Here is a 20,526-nt window from a genome sequence, read left to right as displayed (position 1 = left end):
ATGTCGCCCACAGGGTGGGCTCCTACGTCGGGTTACATGATCGGATCGAACCTCACCGGCAGGTGCACCACCGGCTCCACCAGCCAATGGTCAGCCAGCAGGAAGGCGAACAACACCATCAGGTAGATGATCGAGTAGTTGAACATCTTCATCGGGAAGAAGTCGTCGGTCGACGTAAACAGCCGCACGGCATACCAGAGGAAGCCGACGCCGAGCACCACGGCACCAAACAGGTAGATAAGCCCGTTCATGCCAGTAAGGAACGGCAGCAGCGTCACGAGGAACAGCAGTACGGTGTAGAAGAAGATGTGCCAGCGGGTGAACTTCACGCCATGGGTCACCGGCAGCATCGGCACCTGGGCGCGCGAGTAGTCGTCCACGCGGAAGATCGCCAGCGCCCAGAAATGCGGCGGCGTCCATACGAAGATGATGAGCAGCAGCTGCAGCGCGTACGGGTGCAGCGAACCGGTTACCGCCGTCCACCCAAGCACCGGCGGCGCTGCACCGGCGAGACCGCCGATGACGATGTTCTGCGGCGTGGCGCGCTTCAGGTACGCCGTATAGATCACCGCGTAACCGATCAGCGAGAAGAAGGTGAGCACCGCCGTGAGCATGTTCACCAGGAACACGAGCACCAGCATCGAGAGGATGCCGAGCGTCATGGCGAACACGAACACCTTCATTGGCGTGAGCTCGCCGGTAGCGAGCGGTCGGTGCGACGTGCGCGCCATCACCTTGTCAATGCGCTGATCGATCAGATGGTTGAACGCGGCGGCCGACGCCGACGCCAGCCAGATGCCCAGCGTGCCGAAGATGCCAGCCTGCCACGTAGGAAGCACGCGATTCCCTTCCGCATCCACCGCCAGGAACATGCCAATGACCGCGCAGAACACCAGCAGCGCGACGACGCGCGGCTTGGTCAGTTCCATGTATTGCTTGAACTTGGTCACGGGGTCTCCGACGGCAGGCGTTGCGTGCTGGCCAGGGCCGCGAGCAGGGTGAAGAGGAGCAGCGCAGCCACGCCATTGTGCGCCGTCGCCATGGGCAGCGGCAGGCCCAGGTGCACATTGCCGATGCCGAGCAGCACCTGGGTGACCAGCACGACAGCCACGGCGATGCCGACCTTGCGCAGGCCGGCGCGGGCGAGCTTGTGCGAGAGCCACGCGAGGTAGATGAAGGTGATGCCGGCGCCGATGCGGTGGGCCATCTGGATGGCGCTACGGGCGGCCATGTCGAGTACGCCACCTTCGTAGTTCACGCCAATGCCGCGCCACAGGATGAAGGCTTCATGGAAGTCGGTCTCCGGCCACCACTGGCCCAGGCACTTCGGGAAATCCGTGCCACAGGCGAGCGCCGCGTAGTTCGTGCTCGTCCAGCCACCCAGCGTGATCTGGCACACCAGCACGACGATGCCGACCGTGACCGGCACGCGCAGGGCGGCGAAGCGCTCATCACGCGCACCGACGCCCCACCAGCGCAGCGCCGCCCAGGCCAGCAATGCGAAGGTCGCAAGACCGCCCAGCAGGTGTGCGGTCACGACGATCGGCTTCACCAGCAGCGTGACGGTCCACATGCCGAGCATGGCCTGGAAGATGATGACGGCGAGCGCGGCAATGCCGACGCGCCATGCGCCCGGCCGATCAAGCCGCGTGGCGGCGATGAGCGGCAAGGCGATCGCCAGCGCGGAGAGGACCGACGACACCGCATAGGCGCCACGCATGTACAGCACGACGCCGAACGCGGCGAACACCGAGGCGGCAACAACAGCGACCACCGCGGTCTTCCGCCGCCATGCGGCGATCAGCGCGATGGCGAGCACCATCACGCCCAGGCTACCCGCCAGGAAGCGATGCACCTGCTCGCGCCAGGCCTTGCTGTCCTCGTAGGGGCGATCGGGGAAGGCCTCGTTCGCCTGAGCGATGTCATGCGCGTGACCTGGCCAGGTGACCTTGCCGTAGCAGGTCGGCCAGTCCGGGCAGGAAAGGCCCGCATTGGAAAGACGCACGAACGCGCCGAACATCACCACGCAGAAAGCGAACAGTGCGGCCAGCAAGGCCAGGGTGCGCAGGGCTTTCACGGCGCGGGGAGACATCAGCGGATCACCTTCTGCAGATCCTTGCGCAGCCCGTTCGGGTCGAAGCCCGCCGGGTACCACGCCAGGGCGGTGGCATTCGATTCGACCAGCACCACCGCGACGCTGTCGGGGGTGTTCGGACGGAAAGGCGCAAACGTATCGGCCGGCTCGGTACCGGTCACGTAATCGGCCATGACGGCCTGCCCGTCGGAGCCCGTGGGCGCGGCGCCGATATAAAGAAGGCGGAGGCGATCGGCATTGCGGTTGAGCACGATGCGCGCGTTGCGCACGAGGCCCAGGGTCTTCACGCACTCAACCGCGCAATCCGGACCAGGCAACACCACCAGGGTCAGTCGCGGCTCGCTGTCGCGCCATGCCCAGGGCTTGCCGCCCACATCGACACGCACGCCCTCGAAACTGCGCTGCGGCACGATGGGCTGGCCATTGCCCTTGCCCGTCGGCTGCCAGCCGGTCAGCGTGAGGATGCCCGCCGCCACGATGGGCGCCAGGAACACCAGCATGATCATCACCAGCTTCAGGCGTCCCGAGCGGACGGTGGGGGCTTTCGGTTCGGTCATGGGTTTCCGTTCTGCGGGCGGCGCCGCTTGCGGTGGAGAAGGACGAAGATCACCACCGCGGCGGCAGCGAAGGTGAACCACTGGAAGGCATACGCACGGTGCCGGGCCGGTGGCATCACCGCCGGGGTCCAGTCGCGCGCATAGATCGTCGCCGGATCCGCGTCGAGCAGCAGCACGCGAGGATACAGCGAGTGGTGCAGGTCGGCGGCGATCTCACCCAGGTCGATGTAGACCACGGATTTGTCGGCTCCCTTCTGCTCCGGCAGGCGGTCGCCACCCAGGCGCACGCCGACGCCGGGCGGCGGCACGTAAAGGCCACGCACGGTGGTGTGGGCCTCGGGCACCGGCGGCAGCCGCGGCTGGGCCCCGGCCTCGCGCGGCAGGAAGCCCAGGTCGACCAGGACCGCGTGGTTATCGCCATCCGGAAGGAACGGCACATAGACATGCACGCCTGCCTGGCCGGCCCGCGTCTGGTCATCCAGCACGTAGCGATGGCCCGGCAGGTAGGCGCCAGAAAGGGCGATCCGCGGATAACGCTCCGCCGGGGGTGCCGCAGCCACGCCGGGGAAGTCCTCGACCGGCGCTTCGGCGGCTGCGGCGTAGCGCCGCAGGAGCTCGTCCTTCTCGGCCGCCCGGTCCAGCTGCCAGACACCCAGACGCGTAAAAACCAGCACCCCGGCGACAGTCAGTGCGACAGCGAACCACGTCGGGCGGCGCAGGAAGCTCATGCAAAGCCCCGCGTACCCACCGCTATACTCGGATTGTCGCAATGAAGCGGAACGGTCACGTGGAAACCATCTACAAATACGCGCTGGTGGTCCTGCTCCTGGTGGTGCTGTTCAACCTGGGCCAGGCGCTGTTCTTCATGATGACCGACAAAGGCCAGAGCAAACGCACCGTCTGGGCGCTGACCCGGCGAATCGGCCTCTCCCTGCTGCTCATCGCCATGGTGGCCCTGGGCATCTTCATGGGGTGGCTACACCCGCACGACGTGGGCCAATTCTAACCCGCCCCCACCGCCCACCAAGGCGCAGTGCGGCAATCTGCGGCAATCGGCCCCACACCCCGGCCCTCCACCACCGCCGGCCCCGCCCCCCCTTGTGGGAGCGCGCTCGCGCGCGATGTCGCCCAGATGGCGAAAAAAAACCCGCCTGAAGGCGGGTTTTTTTGGCTCGATCGAGCGCGATCAAAGCACGTAAACGAACAGGAACAACGCCAGCCACACCACGTCGACGAAGTGCCAGTACCACGCCACGGCTTCGAAGCCGAAGTGGTCATCCTTGGTGAAGTGGCCCTTGGCGCAACGCACCCAGATGATCGCCAGCATGATCGTGCCCAGGGTCACGTGCATGCCGTGGAAGCCCGTGAGCATGAAGAACGTGGCGCCGTAGACGCCGCTGCCCAGGGTGAGGTTGAAATGCTCGTAGGCCTCGGCGTACTCGTGGGCCTGGCAGAACAGGAACGTCGCACCCAGCAGCACGGTGAAGCCCAGGCCGATCAGCAGCGCCTTGCGGTGGCCGGCCTTCAGCGCATGGTGCGCGATGGTGATGGTCACGCCCGACGAGAGCAGGATCAGCGTATTAAGCAGGGGCAGGCCCCATGCCGCGATCGTGTGGAACGAGCCACCGATCTTGTCCGGGCCGCCGCCACCCGAGGCACCCCACGCGGCGTTGTAGCCATCCCACACGAACTGGTGGGTGAGCACGCCATGGCCTTCACCGCCCAGCCAGGGGATGGAGAAGATGCGGGCGTAGAACAGCGCGCCGAAGAACGCGCCGAAGAACATCACCTCGGAGAAGATGAACCACATCATGCCCATGCGGAACGAGCGGTCCACCTGGCCGTTGTAGCTGCCGGCCATCGACTCGTTGATGACCGAGCGGAACCAGCCGAAGAACATGCCGAGGATCATCACCACGCCGACATAGAACACCGTCTTGCCGAACCCGGACTCGCCAGGCTCGGCGTTAAGCCAGTGCGCCGCACCGAACACGGTAACGAACATCGACACGGCGGCCACGATCGGCCACTGGCTCTTGCTCGGTACGAAATAAGCGTCTTGTTGCTGGTGACCCATGCTGGTTTCCCGTGGAAGTCGCTCTATGGCCGTTACAGCTTCAACATCTGCACGATCGACACAACGCAGATCGCAAGCGCCACGCAACCCGCGATCCATGCGGTGCGGCGGGCGCGCTTGCGGCGTTCATCCAGTTCGTTGTCGACCATGGCATTCATCGATCAGTGGTCCGTGTTGCCGTGCGCCAGCTCGTCATCATGGATGACCGGCGGCACATCGAAGGTGTGGTGCGGGGCCGGCGACGGCACCGTCCACTCCAGGCCCTTCGCACCTTCCCACGAGCGGTCCGCGGCCTTCTTCTTCGAGAACCACACGCAGTGGACGATGACGCCCAGGAAGATCAGCTGCGAGGCGCCGAACCAGAAGCCGCCGATCGAGCTGATCATGTTGAAGTTGGCGAAGGCCACGTTGTAGTCGGGGATGCGGCGCGGCATGCCGGCCAGGCCCAGGAAGTGCTGCGGGAAGAACAGCACGTTGACCGAGATGACGCTCGACCAGAAGTGGATCTTGCCCCAGGTCTCGCTGTACATGTGGCCCGACCACTTCGGCAGCCAGTAATACGCGGCGGCCATGATCGAGAACGCGGCGCCGGTCACCAGCACGTAGTGGAAGTGGGCCACCACGAAGTACGTATCGTGGTACTGGAAGTCGGCCGGGGCCAGCGCCAGCATCAGGCCGGAGAAGCCGCCGATGGTGAACAGGATGACGAACGCGATGGAGAACAGCATCGGCGTCTCGAACGTCATCGAGCCGCCCCACATCGTGCTCACCCAGTTGAACACCTTCACGCCCGTCGGCACCGCGATGAGCATGGTGGCGTACATGAAGAAGATCTCGGCGCCCATCGGCAGGCCCACGGCGAACATGTGGTGGGCCCAGACGATGAACGAGAGGAAGGCGATGGACGCGATGGCGAACACCATGGCCTTGTAGCCGAAGATCGGCTTGCGGGCGAAGGTGGGGATGATCTCCGAGATGATCCCGAACGCCGGCAGGATCATGATGTACACCTCGGGGTGCCCGAAGAACCAGAAGATGTGCTGGTAAAGGACCGGGTCACCGCCGCCGGCGGCATTGAAGAAGTTGGTGTGGAAGTACTTGTCGGTGAGCAGCATGGTCACCGCGCCCGCCAGCACCGGCATCACCGCGATCAGCAGGAACGCCGTGATCAGCCAGCTCCACACGAACACCGGCATCTTCAGCAGGTCCATGCCCGGCGCGCGCATGTTGAGGATCGTGGCGATGATGTTGATCGCGCCCATGATCGAGCTGATACCCATCAGGTGCACCGCGAACACCACGTAGGCGATGGATTCGCCCTGCAGCGACAGCGGCGGGTACATCGTCCAGCCGCCGGCGGGGCCGCCGCCCGGCATGAACAGCGTGCTGAGCAGCAGCAGGAACGCGAACGGCATGATCCAGAACGACAGGTTGTTCATGCGCGGCAGCGCCATGTCCGGCGCGCCGACCATGAGCGGGATCATCCAGTTCGCCAGGCCCACGAACGAGGGCATGATGGCGCCGAAGATCATGACCAGCGCGTGCATCGTCGTCATTTCATTGAAGAAATACGGCTGCACGAGCTGCATGCCCGGCTTGAACAGCTCCGCGCGGATCACCATGGCGAACGCGCCGCCGATGAAGAACATCAGCAGGGCGAACACCAGGTAAAGCGTGCCGATGTCCTTGTGGTTCGTGGACATCACCCAGCGCTGGAAGAAGCCCTGCGGTGCGTGATGGTGGTCGTGATGGTCGTGGGTGGCATCGTGCGCCATGGGCCTTGCACCTCTACCTAAGACGAAAACGGACTAAGACGGTGTGGGAATTAGCCCTGGGGGGCCGTGGCGGGTGCTGCCTGGGCGGTCTGCGCGGCCTGTTCCACCTTCGCCGCGTCGACCTGGGTGGCAAGCCACTGCTCGAACTCGGCCTTGGGCACGGCCTTCACCACGATCGGCATGAAGCCATGGTCCTGGCCGCATAGCTCGGCGCACTGGCCGCGGTAGACGCCCGGTTCCTTGAGGTTCGTCCAGGCCGAGTTGGCGATGCCCGGGATGGCATCCATCTTCCAGCCGAGCGCCGGCACCCACCAGGAGTGGATGACGTCGCCACCAACGATGATGAAGCGGATCTTCGTGCCTACCGGGACGACAAGCGGCTTGTCGACGTCGAGCAGGTAGGTCTTGTAGCCGTCGACCTGGATCTTCTCGGGGTCCAGGTTGGACTTGAGCTGGCGGGTGCGGTCGGAGCTCTCTTCCAGCTTGGACATGAAGCCCACGCGGTCGACCGGCTTGCCCTTGTATTCCACGTAGTCGTAGCGCCACTTCCACTGGTAGCCGGTGACCTTGATGGTCATTTCCGAGCCGGTGGTGTCCGCGAACGTGGTGAGGCCGCCCGTGGCGAGCTTGGCCAGGAAAATCAGGATGATGACCGGGATGACGGTCCAGACGATCTCGAGCTTCGTGCTGTGCGTCCACTTCTCCGCGACGGCGCCGCGCGACTTACGGAAGCGGAACATCGCCACGAACATGGCGCCAAACACCACGATGCCGATGACGACGCAGACCCACAGCGCCACCATGTGCATGCCATACGGAGACCACTCCGCGGCGCCCTTGGTCATGTTGAGCTGATCGGGCTCCGGGTTGGCCATTGCCGCCCCGCCCGAAAGGGCTAGTACCACGCCTGCCGTCCACGCCGAAGCCAATCGTCGTCCGATGCCGCCAGATGTCATGTTTGCACCTTTGTTGAACCTACCTGCGCGACTGATCCAGGACCTCGGACAGAAGCACCATGAGTTTCCTTGACACCTCGGCCCTTTCCTCTTCCCCAAGGAAGGCGCCGATTTCGAGCTCGTTGCCGTGCGATGTGATCAAGAGCCGCTGGCGTCGTTCCCCCGGCGCCAGCCCGATGCGTACCCAATATGTCTGGAATTGGCTCACCCGTCGACCCGGGAGGTGCCGCACTTCCAGTGTGTCCGGGCCGATGGCAATGCGTTCACCCCTGTCGCCGGCCCGCCAGGCCGCGCCGAGCGCGAACCCCACGACGAACGCCTCGATCAGCGCGAAGAGGGGTGCGAACACATTCCCCTGCCACGCGCCGAGCGCCGCGGTCGCCAGGGCCAACGCCGAAAGCCCGATGATCAGCCGACGCAGGCCGCGCTTGTCCAGTGCGCGGTTAGGCCTTAGCCACACCACGCGCGGGTGACCCGCGACGGTCGGTCGAAGCACGAACATGGGAATCCGGCGTGCCTGGAACAGCCGGATGATAGGGCGCGGGTCCGAAAGCGGCAAGGTTGCAGGGCGGCGGATTGTCGCAGGCGGCCCCGCGACACCCGGCTGTCGCGGCGCACCACGCACGAACTCGCGGCCTCCCCTACAATGGGCGGTCTTCCCCGTCCCCACAGCCCAATCGTGAATCCGTCCATCCTCAGTCCCGAACTTCCCACCGGTGCCGAGCCGGCGCGTGCGCGCATTACCGCCGCCTGGCTGCGCGACGAAACCGAGGCCGTCAACGACCTCCTCGTCCAGGCCACGCTGCCGCCGACCGAGCGCGAGCACGTCATCGACGTGGCCGCCGGCCTGGTCACCCGTGTGCGCGCCCGCGCCAAGGACCAGAGCGCCGTCGAATCCTTCATGCGCCAGTACGACCTCTCCTCCGAGGAAGGCGTGCTGCTCATGTGCGTGGCCGAAGCCCTGCTGCGCATCCCCGACAAGGCCACGGCCGACAAGCTCATCCGCGACAAACTGGGCGATGCCGACTGGAAGAAGCACCTGGGCCAGAGCGAATCGGTGTTCGTCAACGCCTCCACCTGGGGCCTGATGCTCACCGGCCACCTCGTGAACCTGGCGGAAGAAACCCGCCACGACTTCACCTCCGCCCTGCGCCGCCTCGTCGGCCGCGCGGGCGAGCCGGTGGTGCGCCTCGCCGTGCGCCAGGCCATGCGGATCATGGGCCACCAGTTCGTGATGGGACGCACGATCAAGGAAGCCCTGGACCGCGCCGAGGAGAAGGACCACGCGGTGTACCGCTATTCGTACGACATGCTCGGCGAATCGGCGCTCACCCAGGCCACCGCCGAGCGTTACCAGCAGGATTACCGCGACGCGATCAACGCGCTCGGCAGCCGCGGCCCGTTCAAGAGCAACGTGGAAGCCCCGTCGATCTCGGTGAAGCTCTCCGCGCTGCACCCGCGCTATGAAATCGGCAACCGGGCCCGTGCCCGCGCCGAGCTGGGCGCCAAGCTGCTCGAACTCTCGCAGCTGGCCTACAAGAACGGCATCGCCCTGTCGGTGGACGCCGAAGAGACCGATCGCCTCGAGCTCTCGCTCGACATCATCGGAGATGTCTTCGCCCACCCCTCGCTCGAGGGCTGGAACGGCCTCGGCATCGTCATCCAGGCGTACCAGAAGCGCGCCCCGTTCGTGATCGACTGGGTGGTCGAGAAGGCCCGCGCGACCGGCCGCCGCTGGTTCGTGCGCCTTGTGAAGGGCGCCTACTGGGATGCCGAGATCAAGCGTTCGCAGGAAAACGGCCTGAGCGGCTACCCGGTGTACACGCGCAAGCCGAACACCGATGTCAGCTACCTCGCCTGCGCCCACCGCCTGTTCAACGCCGGCAGCGACCTGGTCTACCCGCAGTTCGCCACGCATAACGCGCACACCATCGCGGCGATCAACCATATCGCCAAGGGCCGCCCGTACGAGAACCAGCGCCTGCACGGCATGGGCGCCGACCTGTACGCGGAAGTGATCGGCAAGGACAAGCTCAACGTGCCCTGCCGCGTCTACGCGCCGGTCGGCACGCACGAGGACCTGCTGCCCTACCTGGTCCGCCGCCTGCTTGAGAACGGCGCCAACACGAGCTTCGTCAACCGCGTGGTGGACGAGAGCGTCCCCGTGCGCGACCTGGTCGCAGATCCTTGCGAAATCGTCCGCGCCTTCACCTCCATTCCGCACCCCCGCATTCCCCTGCCGGTCAATCTGTACGGCGAACTCCGGAAGAACTCCATGGGCATGAACTTCGCTAACGACAACGAGCTCAACGAGCTCGCCGACGCCGTCAACCGCCACTCCGGCCCGTGGACGGCCGCCCCGCTCGTCGCCGGTGGCGCCACCGGTGGCAGCAAGGTCGAAGTGACCGACCCGTCGGATCGCCGCCGCATCATCGGCACGGTCGAGAACGCTTCGGAAGGCCTCGTGGACCAGGCGCTGCGCGCCGGCGTGGCTGCCCAGCCGGGCTGGGACCGTCTGCCGGCCGCCAGCCGCGCCGCGATCCTCGAGCATGCCGCCGAGCAGCTTGAGCACAACCGCGCCGAGTTCATCGCCATGTGCGTGCGCGAAGCCGGCAAGAGCCTGCCGGACGCGATCGCGGAAATCCGCGAGGCCGCCGACTTCCTGCGCTACTACGCGACGATGGCGCGCCGCCTGTTCGGCCAGCCGGAACAGCTCCCGGGTCCCACCGGCGAGAGCAACCAGCTGTTCCTCAACGGTCGCGGCGTGTTCGTCTGCATCAGTCCGTGGAACTTCCCGCTGGCCATCTTCCTCGGCCAGGTCGCCGCGGCGCTCGCCGCCGGTAACGCCGTGATCGCCAAGCCGGCCGAACAGACCGCGCTGATCGGCTACGCCGCCGTGAAGCTGCTCCACGCCGCCGGCGTGCCGACCGACGTGCTGCAGTTCCTGCCGGGCGACGGCGCCACCGTCGGCGCCGCGCTCACCCGCGACCCGCGCGTCGCCGGCGTGGCCTTCACCGGCTCCACCGACACGGCCTGGGCGATCAACCGCGCGCTCGCCGCCCGCAACGCGCCGATCGCCGCGCTGATCGCCGAGACCGGCGGCCAGAACGCGATGATCGCCGACTCCTCGGCCCTGCCCGAGCAGATCGTGAAGGACGTGATCAACTCGGCGTTCCAGTCGGCCGGCCAGCGTTGCTCGGCCGCGCGCATCCTGTTCGTGCAGGAAGACATCGCCGACAAGGTGATCGGCATGCTCGCCGGCGCCATGGCCGAGCTGAAGGTCGGCGACCCCGGCCTGCTCTCGACCGACGTGGGCCCGGTGATCGATGAAGACGCGCGCCAGATCCTCGTCGACCATGCGGCTCGCATGGATCGCGAAGCGAAGAAGATTGGCGAAGTGACGCTGCCGGAAGGCACGACCAACGGCACGTTCTTCGCGCCGCGCGCCTACGAGATCCCGTCGCTGCAGACGCTGACCCGCGAGATCTTCGGCCCGGTGCTGCACGTCATCCGCTGGAAGGGTTCCGACCTGGCCAACGTCGTCGAGCAGATCAACGCCACCGGCTTCGGCCTCACCCTCGGCATCCACAGCCGCATCGATGACACGATCGAGTACATCTCGTCGCGCGCGAAGGTCGGCAACTGCTACGTCAACCGCAACCAGATCGGTGCGGTGGTCGGCGTGCAGCCGTTCGGCGGCGAAGGCCTCTCCGGCACCGGCCCGAAGGCCGGCGGCCCGCACTACCTGCTCCGCTTCGCCGGCGAGCGCACGCTCACGATCAACACCACGGCGGCCGGCGGCAACGCCTCGCTGCTGACGATCGGCGAGTAACGAGACGTTCCGAAGCCGACACGAGAGCCGCGTCCCCTGGGACGCGGCTTCTTTGTATGTCCTTTCGGCAAGTTGAGCTCGTCGCCATCATCATCCGTACGTCTATCCGGCACGTATCACTCAACGCATTGAGCAGCCGGAAGAAGCCGTCTGCTCGATGATCTCGTGATGTCGCGGTACCGAAGTTATGCTGAGGACTCACAAGGCAGATGGACATAGCCATGAAATACGAAACGATCGTGATTAACCATAAGAATCACGACACGGCCGGCACTGTCGAGGTCAATTTCCATGGATTCGAAGACGGAAAACGCTTCGACAAGTCGAACAGTGGCATACCGATACCGGGCCACGTAGATGCCACGCTGGAAGTGTATGGCGACTGGTCCGGATATATCGCGGATGTCGGGCAGGGGTTTGGGAAATGCCTGGTCACCTCGGTGACGCAGACGAGACGCGACTTTTTCCTCGTCCGGGTCCGTTCGCGCCACAAGCACGGCGGCCTCTTTCTCTTCAATATGACGAACACTTCGAAGTGGATCGACGTATGCGTCAGCGATGGCACCGTCGACATTCTGCACGCGCTACCCGCCCATCCGGGGAAGGCCACACTCGATACCAGTGAGATCGTTCCCAAACTGCTGCCGGACTTCAACGCCCTTGGCTGTGGCTTTCCAGATGGTGCCGGATCCGTCGTCGTTTATCAGATGCTCTTCGCCTGATCTCTCCGCGACTGGGCGGACGCGCTAGCCGGTGTTCGATCGCCAGCAGGACATCCTGACAACGGTGCCCTATGCACCTGTCGCCGTCGAACTTGCCAGGCAAAACTCTCCGAGAGCGACCTCAAGGCCGTCTGACTGCCAGGGGCCGCTGGAAAGCGGCCTCGTTACCATGGAACGTCGCCCAGGCGGGACTACAACGAAAGTGATATTGCGGCGATTGACACGCCAGTCGAACCTGTAAGGACTTCACGTCGGCCGGTACCCGACGTCCATCCAGCCTGGAGGACAGCGACATGATGTCGCCCGGTACCGTGCACGCATCCCTGAAATACGATTCCCCGTCGGTGGCCGCCGCGCCAGGCCCGAAGCCAGGCCGCAAGCGGAGCGTGCGGGAGATCGCCGAACACCACGCCGCGCTTGGCCACATCGATCAGCGGCGGCTTGGCCCGCACGGCGTAAGCATCGACTTCGCCAGGGCGAAATTCCTCCGCGTGCCCGCCAATGGTTACCAGTTGTTCGAGGACCTGGTCCTCGTCACCGGCAACACCGACCTGATTATTGGCAGTTCCAGGGATGGGTCGATCTCCTACCTCACCGGGGTGAAGGGCCACCACAATGACTGCCTGATCCTGTTCAGGCATGCCTATGGCAAAGCGATATGCAGGCTCGGCATCGGCAACCTGGGCGCCGATGCGCACGTCGGCTTCCTCACGCACGGCACGTTCAAGGAAGCCTGGCACGCAACGTACGGCAAGCAGCCCGAGGCGCGGGCGCCAGAAGACCGGGGTTTCTGGACCGACCTGCCTTACGAGGCCACGCAGCTCAACGAGCTCCAGGGCATCGTCTGGCGTGGCGGTACGCTTTGCATTGAGCGGATTACGCTGGAGCCCTGAACGCATCGCGCGCAAGCGCGCTCCCACAGGGCCCTGTCACCTCGTGTGGGGGCGCGCGTGGGCGCGATTCACGCCGCGATAAACGAAGGACCCCTTGCGGGGCCCTTCCAGGTTACTGCTTCAACCCGCGATCCTTGAGCATCGGCTCGATGCTCGGATCCTTGCCGCGGAAATCGCGGTACAGCTTGCCCAGCTCGACGGTGTTGCCGCGCGAGAGGATCTTGTCGCGGAAGATGTCGCCGTTCTCGCGGGTCAGGCCACCGTGTTCCTTGAACCACTCGAACGCATCGGAGTCGAGCATCTGGGTCCACAGGTAGGCGTAGTAGCCGGCGGCGTAACCGTTGCCCCAGATGTGCTGGAAGTAGCTGGAACGGTAGCGCGGCGGCACCTGCACCAGCGTGAAGCCGACCTTCTTCAGCGCGTCGGCTTCGAACTTGTCTACGTCCTGCTTCGGCGCGTCGGCTGGCAGCATGTGCCACTGCATGTCGAGCAGCGCGGCCGAGATGAGCTCGCTCATCGCATAGCCCTGGTTGAAGCTCGAGGCCTTCTTGATCTTCGCCACCAGCTCGGCCGGCATCGGCTCGCCGGTCTTGTAGTTCTTGGCGAAGTTCGCGAACACCTTGGGATCCGAGGCCCACTGCTCGTTGAACTGCGAGGGGAACTCGACGAAGTCACGCGCGGTGTTCGCGCCCGACAGCGACGGGTACTTCGCGTTCGAGAACATGCCATGCAGCGCGTGGCCGAACTCGTGGAACATGGTGGTCACGTCATCCCACGACAGCAGCGCGGGCTGGCCGGCGGCGGGCTTGGTGAAGTTGGCCACGTTGAACACGACGGGCTTGGTGCCCATCAGGTGCGACTGGCCGACCAGGTTGTCCATCCAGGCGCCGCCGTTCTTGTTATCGCGCTTGAAGTAATCGCAGTAGAACAGCGCCATCGAGGTGCCATCCTTGTCGAACACCTCGAACACGCGGACGTCCGGCGTGTACACCGGGATATCCTTGCGCTCCTTGAAGGTGATGCCGTAGAGCTGGTTGGCCGCGTAGAAAACGCCGTTCTGCAGCACGTTATCCAGCTCGAAGTACGGGCGGACCTGCGCTTCGTCGAGATCGTACTTGGCCTTGCGCACCTTCTCGGCGTAGTGGTCCCAATCCCAGGCCTGCACCTGGAAGCCACCCTTTTCCTGGTCGATCACGTCCTGGATGTCCTTCGACTCGGACTTCGCACGCGCGACCGCGGCCGGGACCAGGCGCTCCATGAACTTCTCGGCGGCTTCCGGCGTCTTCGCCATCTGGTCGTCGAGCTTCCACGCCGCATAGTTCTTGAACCCGAGCAGCTTGGCGCGCTCGGCGCGCAGCTGGGCGATGCGCGCGGCGGTGTCGCGCGTATCGTTGGCGTCGTTGTGCTCGGCGCGCTCCCACGATGCCTTGAACAGCTTCTCGCGCGTCGCGCGGTCGTTCATCGGCTGCAGTTCCGGCTGCTGCGTGGTGTTCTGCAGCGGGAACACGTATTTGCCTTCCAGGCCACGGCCCTTCGCGGCATCGGCAGCGGCGGCGATATCGGCGTCGGAAAGGCCATCCAGCGCCTGCTTGTCGTCGACCACCAGCGCAGCGGCCTTGGTTGCCGCCAGCAGCTTGTTGGTGAACTGCGTGCTGAGCGTGGATTCTTCCTTGTTGATCTCCTTCAGGCGGGTCTTGTCCGCCTCGGAGAGCTTGGCGCCGGCGTGCACGAAGTCCTGGTACTTCACTTCGAGCAGTCGCTTCGATTCCGGGTCGAGGTTCAGCGAATCGCGCTTGTTGTACAGCGTCTCGATGCGCTTGAAGAGCTTGTCGTTGAGGTAGATCGCGTCGCTGTGCTCGGCGAGCTTCGGCGCTTCGTCCTCTTCCACCTTCTGCAGCGTGTCGTTGGTATTCGCGCCGGTCAGCGCGCCAAAGATCATCTGCGCGCGGGTCAGCAGCACGCCGGTCTTTTCGAGGGCGACGACGGTGTTGTCGAAGGTCGGCTCATCGGCCGAATTGGCGATGGCATCAACTTCCGCCAGTTCCTGCTTCATGCCTTCTTCGATCGCCGGCTGGAAGTCGGCATCGGTGATCTTGTCGAACGGCGGCGCCTGGAACGGCAGCGTGCTCGCGGTGAGCAGCGGATTCACGTGCGCGGCCGGGGCGGCGGCGGCCGTCGTGGCCGCCGAAGCCGGGGCCGTGCTGGCCGGTGCCGGGGCGGCTGCCTTGTCAGCGTCGTTCGACTGCGAGCAGGCGGCGGTGGTGAGGGCGATCGAGGTGGCGATCACGAGCGTGCGTACCTTCATGGACAGGCGGACCCCTGGCGTGTTCGAAAGCGGGGACTCTAGCCCTGGCGGCAGGCCGGGGACAACCGCCACAGGTACTACCAACCTTGCTGCGCCGCATCGTAGGAGCCCACCCTGTGGGCGACATCTTTCGCCATGACGCTTAGGGCCCTGTGGCTCTCCGCGAAAGGCGTCGCCCACAGGGTGGGCTCCTACGGGTTACTTCGTGTCGCGCAGTTCCCAGCTGTTACCAATGAGCAGGTTCAGGCGGTGCTTGACCAGGCGCATGGGCAGGCTGGTGGTGAGCTTGACGTCGTGGCGGTCGCCGGCGGCCAGTTCGCCCGTTGCCGACGCGCCGGGATCGGTGGCGCCCAGGCTCGGGTCCACCTCGTCCGGGTCGGGCTGCTTGGCGCGCCACCGCTGGAACAGGCTGTCGCTGCGCATCGCATCGGCGATGTCGGCAGCCAGCTTTTCCGGGCCGATACCTTCGAAGGAGAGCTCCGGATCCGGGCCCTTCGCCTTCGCCATGTCTTTTACCGAAAGAAAGTACGTCGTCATGGGTATCCGTTTAAGGCGGGCGCCGTGAAGGGGCCGTCAGCCAAGCGGCGAGAGGTCGAGGAGGATCGCTGCGTCGGCGGGTGCGACGCGGTAGGGCAGCACGCCCAGGCACGGCGCGGGGAGAAGCCGCCGCAAGGTCTCCACGTTCTCATCGCGGAGCAGCATGTCCGGCTCCACGAGGTTGGCTATCCACCCGGCCAGCCGGCAGCCGTCGGCCTCGATGGCCCGCGCCGTCAGCCGCGCATGGCTGATGCAGCCAAGACGGATCCCCACCACGAGAACGACCGGCAGGTTCCACCGCTGCGGGATCTGCTCGGCCGACATGTCGTCGGAAAGCGGAACCATCCAGCCGCCCACGCCCTCCACCACCACGCGCTCGTAGTCACGCCCCAGGCTGGCAAACGCCGCGTCCAGCGGCTCCCAGCCCACCGCGACGCCCTCGTGCGCGGCGGCCAGGTGGGGTGAGACCGCCTCCTCCAGGGCCAGCGGGTTGACCAGTTCGTACGGCGGCCGTGGGTGGCTGGCCGCCTGCAGGTCCAGGGCATCCTGGTTGCGCAGGCCCTCCCGGGTGCGGGCCGAGCCGCTGGCCACGGGCTTCATGCCGGCCACCCGCTCGCCGGCCTGGCGGAACGCATGCACCAGCGTCTGCGCGCCGTGGGTCTTGCCGATGCCGGTATCGGTACCGGCCACGAAAAGGTGTCGCGCCATGGGTCAAGCGGCCTTGCGGAAGCGGGGACGTGGCACCATACACGGCTTCGATTCCCCGTTGAACGCAGGACCCGCCATGTACGAAGCCCGTGCCATCGCCACCGACGACAAGGCCGCCCTCTACGCCGAGCTGGCGGAGCAGGCCGCTGGCCTCATGCATGGCGAGATGAACATGATCGCCAACGCCGCCAACTTTGCCGCGCTGGTGTATGACGTGCTGCCCGACCTGAACTGGGCGGGCTTCTACCTGTTCGATGGGGATGAGCTGGTCGTCGGCCCGTTCCAGGGCAAGCCGGCCTGCATCCGTATCGCGCTCGGCCGCGGCGTGTGCGGCACGGCCGCGCAGACCGGCCAGACCCAGCTGGTCCACGACGTGCACGCGTTCGCCGGGCACATCGCCTGCGATGCCGCGTCGAATTCGGAAGTGGTGGTGCCCCTGTTCCGCGCCGATGGCAGCCTGTTCGGCGTGTGGGACGTGGACAGCCCGTCGGTCGGCCGCTTCGACGAAGACGACAAGCGCGGCATGGAAGCGCTCTGCGCCGCCTTCATGAAGACCCTGGGCTAACGGATCGCTCGTAGGAGCCCACCCTGTGGGCGACGCCTTTCGCGATAGAGCCACAGGGCCGTAAGCGCCGCCGCGAAGGATGTCGCCCACAGGGTGGGCTCCTACGACTAGAGTTCGTGGCTTCGCGGCGTGTGCAGCAACTCGATCACCCGCGCCCTCGCCTCGTCCACGCCCGTCTTCGCCAGCGACGAGAACATCTGCACCGTGCCGGGCACCTTGTTCTCGCGGAAGTACTTGCGCAGGGCCTCCAGGGCCCTTGAGCCCTCACCCCGCGAGACCTTGTCCGCCTTGGTCATCAGCACGTGGCAGGGCAGCTCGGTGTCGGCGCAGAACTCGAGCATCATCCGGTCGAAATCCTTGAGCTCGTGGCGGATATCCACGATCAGCACGATCCCGCGCAGGCTGCGGCGCATCTTCAGGTAGGCGTCGATCTCTCGGCGCCAGTGCGCGCGCATGGCGTCGGGCACCTTCGCATAGCCGTAGCCCGGCAGGTCGACCAGGCGGGCCTGGAGCGGCTCCTCGTTCTCCCGCTTCAACGGCGGGAGCTCGAACACCACCATCAGCTGGGTGCGGCCGGGCGTCTTGGAGGTGCGCGCAAGGCTGTTGTGGCCGGTCAACGCATTGAGCGCGCTGGATTTACCTGCGTTGGAGCGACCCGCGAAGGCCACTTCCGCGCCGGTGTCGTAAGGCAGCTGCGTGATTTCATTCGCGGCGAGCGTAAAGCGCGCGCCGTTGAGGATATTCGACGTCATGGGACCTGGCTTGCCCATGGGGCAACGCAAACGTGAGGCCCGGCAGTGTATGCGATGTGGCGCCATGCCGCCCGCGCCGATGGTTTGACCGACTGTCCGCAGCACATTCATAATCGTTTGAATGAGGCGCGGCAGGGAACGCGCCCGGTCCGGAAGTAACCCTTTGTGGAGAAACCCATGACGTTTCGGCACGCCGCCGCTGCCATCACTGCCGCGCTCCTGATGAGCACGGCAGCCGCTCAATCCGCTTCTCCCGCAAAGCCGGCGTCCACGCCAGCCCCCGCGGCTTCCGCCGCCAAACCCGGGGCCAATCCCGCGACCGATACCGCGACACCCGGCATGCCGAAGGCCGAGACGCCGACGGTGGCTGCCAATGCTTCGCCCGCCGGCAGCGTCAAGCCGGGCGACGCCACGGCAGGCCAGGGCAAGGCCGCGGCCTGCGGCGCTTGCCACGGCATCGATGGCAACTCGACCGACGCGCAGTACCCGCGCCTTGCCGGCCAGAGCGAGCAGTACATCGCCGGCCAGCTCGCCCAGTTCAAGTCGGGCAAGCGCGCCAACCCGATCATGGCCGGCTTCGCGGCCCCGCTGTCCGAGCAGGACATGCACGACATCGGCGCGTTCTTCGCCACCCAGAAGCCGCTGCCCGGCGTGGCCGACCAGGCCCTCGTCGCCCAGGGTGAAACCCTGTACCGCCAGGGCGATACCACGCGCGGCATCCCGGCCTGCATGGCTTGCCATGGCCCGGATGGCGCCGGCAACCCGGGTGCGCAGTACCCGCGCCTCACCAGCCAGCACAGCACCTACATCGAGTCGCGCCTGAAGGCCTGGAAGCAGGCCACCGCGCCTTCCGACGATCCGCACACGAAAATCATGATGCCGATCGCACAAAAACTCGATGACAAGGACATCGCGGCCGTCGCCAGCTACATCGAAGGCCTGCACACCAACGATCCGTCGCAGGCGGCCGCACCCGCGGGGCCGTGAAGGCGGTAAAGTTGGCGGGATCGAACGGGCCTTAGGGCCCGTTTGCTTTTAAGAACGCGAGAAAAGGACCCACGATGCGCCTCCGCCTTCCCCTCCTCTGCGCCGCCCTGATCGGCCTTGCCGCCTGTGGCGGCGGTAACAACGATGCGACCCCGGCCAGCACGCCGGCCCCGGCCGCGACGGCACCCGCTGCCACCCCGGCCCCCGCCCCGGCGGCCACGGCACCCGCCGCCGAAGCGCCCGCATCGAGCGGCACCGCCGCCAGCGCTGCTCCCGCACCCGCGCCGGCCGACGACGCCAACGACACGCGCCCGGCGCCCAAGCCGTTCGTCGATGAAGGCAAGTGGGTGGAAGGCAAGCATTACTTCCGAATCGACCCGGCCCAGCCGACCAGCAGCCCCGGCAAGATCGAAGTGACCGAGGTGTTCTCCTACGGCTGCCCGGCCTGCTTCCAGTACCACTCCGTGGTCGACGAGATGGCGAAGAACCTGCCGCGCGGCACGGTCATGACCTACACGCCCGCCTCGTTCCGCCCGGACGAGAACTGGCCGCTGCTGCAGCGCGCCTACCTGACGGCCCAGGCCTTCGGCGTGGACAAGCAGAGCCACGATGCGATGTTCGACGCGGTGTTCAAGAGCGGCGAGCTGGGCATCATGGACCAGAAGACCAACAAGCCGAAGGCGCAGGCCGCCTGGCCGACCATCGACGATGTCGCGAAGTTCTACGCGAAGTACGGCGTGAAGCCGGAGGAGTTCGCCGGCACGGCCAACTCGTTCACCATCAACACCAAGATGAAGCGCGCCGATGAACTGATCCGCGCCTACGAGGTCGATAGCACGCCGACGATCGTGGTGAATGGCAAGTACCGCCTCACCCCGAACAGCGCCGGTGGTTACGCCCAGTCGGTGGAACTCGTCCAGTGGCTCGTCAGCAAGGAGGCCGCGGGCAAGTAACCCGCGTCCCTCATACGGAGATTTCGATGATCAAGCGTCTTTCGTTCCTGTTCCTCGGCCTCGCGATGGCCACCGCCTGCTCGGCAGGCGGCAATGGCAATGGCAACGGTGCCCCCGCCGCCGAACCAGCGGCCGCCGCGACCGCGCCGGCCACCCCGGTCACCGAGGGCAAGGAGTACGTGGCAACCACCCAGCCCGGCCGCTATGCGCCCAAGGACAAGGTGGAAGTGGTCGAAGTGTTCTCGTATGGCTGCATCCATTGCGCCCATTACGAGGAATACGCCGAGAAGCTGCAGACGGAACTGCCCAAGGGCGTGACGTTCCATGCCGTGCCGGCCGCGTTCAACGATGCGTGGCTGCCGTACGCCCAGGCGTTCTACGCGGCGAAGAAGCTCAACGTGTCGCCGGCTGCGCATGCGGCGCTCTTCAAGGCGATCCACACCGACCACTACCCGCTCGCCACGATCGAAGAGCTGGGCGACTGGTACCACCAGCACTACGGCGTGGATGCCGCGAAGTTCGTGGCCGTCGCCAAGAGCGATGAAGTGAAGAACCAGATCCTGGCCGATGTGAAGCTGTTCCAGGGCTGGGGCATCGATGGCACGCCGACCATCGTGGTCAACGGCAAGTACCGCAGCAACCAGATCAAGACCTTCGACGATCTGAACAACACCGCGAAGTTCCTGGTCAATCGCGAACTCAACGGCGGCAAGTAAGCCGCCCCGACGGATGCCCCCCGTTCACGCGGCGGGGGGCATCCTCTGGCCCCTGTGGCCGCATGAGTCATCCCCCATTGCCATGAACCGCGCCCC

The 20,526-nt window shown here is 65.9% G+C and carries 21 protein-coding genes; 8 read left to right on the top strand and 13 right to left on the bottom strand.

The features are described 5' to 3' along the window. Positions 1-32: 32 nt before the first annotated feature. The 4 genes from cyoE to ACTHLF_RS18220 are packed head-to-tail and all read right to left on the bottom strand — an operon-like array spanning position 33 to position 3,380. On the bottom strand, positions 33-929 hold the full coding sequence (gene cyoE / locus ACTHLF_RS18235) for a heme o synthase (protein ID WP_440329204.1): 897 nt from the start codon (positions 927-929) through the stop codon (positions 33-35). Positions 930-946: 17 nt separating this feature from the next. Then, the gene (locus tag ACTHLF_RS18230; protein WP_440329187.1) at positions 947-2,092 is read right to left on the bottom strand and encodes a COX15/CtaA family protein; all 1,146 of its coding nucleotides are present in this window, start codon (positions 2,090-2,092) and stop codon (positions 947-949) included. Beyond that, positions 2,092-2,652, bottom strand: a complete 561-nt coding sequence (locus ACTHLF_RS18225) for a hypothetical protein (protein ID WP_440329186.1) — start codon at positions 2,650-2,652, stop codon at positions 2,092-2,094. The genes ACTHLF_RS18230 and ACTHLF_RS18225 overlap by 1 nt, the downstream gene beginning before the upstream one ends. Then, positions 2,649-3,380 (bottom strand): SURF1 family protein, encoded by a 732-nt coding sequence (locus tag ACTHLF_RS18220; RefSeq protein WP_440329185.1) that lies wholly within the window; start codon positions 3,378-3,380, stop codon positions 2,649-2,651. The genes ACTHLF_RS18225 and ACTHLF_RS18220 overlap by 4 nt, the downstream gene beginning before the upstream one ends. A gap of 41 nt (positions 3,381-3,421) precedes the next feature. Between ACTHLF_RS18220 and ACTHLF_RS18215 the strand changes: the two genes are divergently transcribed. Further along, positions 3,422-3,658: a twin transmembrane helix small protein gene (locus ACTHLF_RS18215; RefSeq protein WP_211352661.1), complete on the top strand. Its 237-nt coding sequence runs from the start codon at positions 3,422-3,424 to the stop codon at positions 3,656-3,658. 180 nt (positions 3,659-3,838) lie between these two features. Here the strand turns inward: ACTHLF_RS18215 and ACTHLF_RS18210 are convergent, their stop codons facing one another. The 5 genes from ACTHLF_RS18210 to ACTHLF_RS18190 are packed head-to-tail and all read right to left on the bottom strand — an operon-like array spanning position 3,839 to position 7,962. Continuing rightward, positions 3,839-4,729: a cytochrome c oxidase subunit 3 gene (locus ACTHLF_RS18210; protein WP_440329184.1), complete on the bottom strand. Its 891-nt coding sequence runs from the start codon at positions 4,727-4,729 to the stop codon at positions 3,839-3,841. A 32-nt stretch (positions 4,730-4,761) separates the two neighbouring features. Next, complete coding sequence (locus ACTHLF_RS18205) at positions 4,762-4,887, bottom strand: hypothetical protein (RefSeq protein ID WP_440329182.1); 126 nt, start codon at positions 4,885-4,887, stop codon at positions 4,762-4,764. Between the two features lie 3 nt (positions 4,888-4,890). Next, positions 4,891-6,504 carry a cytochrome c oxidase subunit I gene (gene ctaD, locus ACTHLF_RS18200; protein ID WP_440329180.1) on the bottom strand — a complete coding sequence of 538 codons (1,614 nt, stop codon included), beginning with the start codon at positions 6,502-6,504 and terminating at the stop codon, positions 4,891-4,893. Between the two features lie 50 nt (positions 6,505-6,554). Beyond that, on the bottom strand, positions 6,555-7,460 hold the full coding sequence (gene coxB, locus ACTHLF_RS18195; protein ID WP_440329178.1) for a cytochrome c oxidase subunit II: 906 nt from the start codon (positions 7,458-7,460) through the stop codon (positions 6,555-6,557). Between the two features lie 19 nt (positions 7,461-7,479). Beyond that, on the bottom strand, positions 7,480-7,962 hold the full coding sequence (locus tag ACTHLF_RS18190; RefSeq protein WP_440329177.1) for a DUF2244 domain-containing protein: 483 nt from the start codon (positions 7,960-7,962) through the stop codon (positions 7,480-7,482). Between the two features lie 144 nt (positions 7,963-8,106). Between ACTHLF_RS18190 and putA the strand changes: the two genes are divergently transcribed. From putA to ACTHLF_RS18175, 3 genes are all read left to right on the top strand, one after another. Continuing rightward, a complete protein-coding gene (putA, locus tag ACTHLF_RS18185; protein ID WP_440329176.1) occupies positions 8,107-11,292 on the top strand; it encodes a bifunctional proline dehydrogenase/L-glutamate gamma-semialdehyde dehydrogenase PutA in 3,186 nt (1,061 codons plus the stop codon). A gap of 221 nt (positions 11,293-11,513) precedes the next feature. Further along, positions 11,514-12,014: a hypothetical protein gene (locus ACTHLF_RS18180; RefSeq protein WP_440329175.1), complete on the top strand. Its 501-nt coding sequence runs from the start codon at positions 11,514-11,516 to the stop codon at positions 12,012-12,014. Between the two features lie 293 nt (positions 12,015-12,307). Then, positions 12,308-12,907 carry a hypothetical protein gene (locus ACTHLF_RS18175; RefSeq protein WP_440329173.1) on the top strand — a complete coding sequence of 200 codons (600 nt, stop codon included), beginning with the start codon at positions 12,308-12,310 and terminating at the stop codon, positions 12,905-12,907. 112 nt (positions 12,908-13,019) lie between these two features. Here the strand turns inward: ACTHLF_RS18175 and dcp are convergent, their stop codons facing one another. From dcp to bioD, 3 genes are all read right to left on the bottom strand, one after another. Further along, on the bottom strand, positions 13,020-15,212 hold the full coding sequence (gene dcp / locus ACTHLF_RS18170) for a peptidyl-dipeptidase Dcp (protein ID WP_440329171.1): 2,193 nt from the start codon (positions 15,210-15,212) through the stop codon (positions 13,020-13,022). Positions 15,213-15,410: 198 nt separating this feature from the next. Then, complete coding sequence (locus ACTHLF_RS18165; RefSeq protein WP_440329170.1) at positions 15,411-15,749, bottom strand: hypothetical protein; 339 nt, start codon at positions 15,747-15,749, stop codon at positions 15,411-15,413. 36 nt (positions 15,750-15,785) lie between these two features. After that, positions 15,786-16,457: a dethiobiotin synthase gene (bioD, locus tag ACTHLF_RS18160; RefSeq protein WP_440329169.1), complete on the bottom strand. Its 672-nt coding sequence runs from the start codon at positions 16,455-16,457 to the stop codon at positions 15,786-15,788. Between the two features lie 76 nt (positions 16,458-16,533). Here bioD and ACTHLF_RS18155 point away from each other — a divergent pair, with 76 nt between their 5' ends. Beyond that, positions 16,534-17,022 carry a GAF domain-containing protein gene (locus tag ACTHLF_RS18155; protein WP_440329167.1) on the top strand — a complete coding sequence of 163 codons (489 nt, stop codon included), beginning with the start codon at positions 16,534-16,536 and terminating at the stop codon, positions 17,020-17,022. A gap of 107 nt (positions 17,023-17,129) precedes the next feature. On the opposite strand, the gene yihA is transcribed toward ACTHLF_RS18155, so the two are convergent. Next, complete coding sequence (gene yihA, locus ACTHLF_RS18150; protein ID WP_440329165.1) at positions 17,130-17,774, bottom strand: ribosome biogenesis GTP-binding protein YihA/YsxC; 645 nt, start codon at positions 17,772-17,774, stop codon at positions 17,130-17,132. 177 nt (positions 17,775-17,951) lie between these two features. Here yihA and ACTHLF_RS18145 point away from each other — a divergent pair, with 177 nt between their 5' ends. The 3 genes from ACTHLF_RS18145 to ACTHLF_RS18135 all read left to right on the top strand — a co-directional run bounded on the left by ACTHLF_RS18145 (position 17,952) and on the right by ACTHLF_RS18135 (position 20,430). Beyond that, positions 17,952-18,761, top strand: a complete 810-nt coding sequence (locus ACTHLF_RS18145) for a c-type cytochrome (RefSeq protein WP_440329164.1) — start codon at positions 17,952-17,954, stop codon at positions 18,759-18,761. A 74-nt stretch (positions 18,762-18,835) separates the two neighbouring features. After that, complete coding sequence (locus ACTHLF_RS18140) at positions 18,836-19,714, top strand: thiol:disulfide interchange protein DsbA/DsbL (RefSeq protein WP_440329162.1); 879 nt, start codon at positions 18,836-18,838, stop codon at positions 19,712-19,714. 26 nt (positions 19,715-19,740) lie between these two features. Next, positions 19,741-20,430: a thiol:disulfide interchange protein DsbA/DsbL gene (locus tag ACTHLF_RS18135; protein WP_440329161.1), complete on the top strand. Its 690-nt coding sequence runs from the start codon at positions 19,741-19,743 to the stop codon at positions 20,428-20,430. Positions 20,431-20,526: the final 96 nt, after the last annotated feature.

This window comes from Luteibacter sp. (genome assembly GCF_051958795.1).
Classification (GTDB): domain Bacteria; phylum Pseudomonadota; class Gammaproteobacteria; order Xanthomonadales; family Rhodanobacteraceae; genus Luteibacter.
Note: the sequence above shows the minus strand (reverse complement) of the source record. Positions and strands in the feature narration are given on the sequence as shown.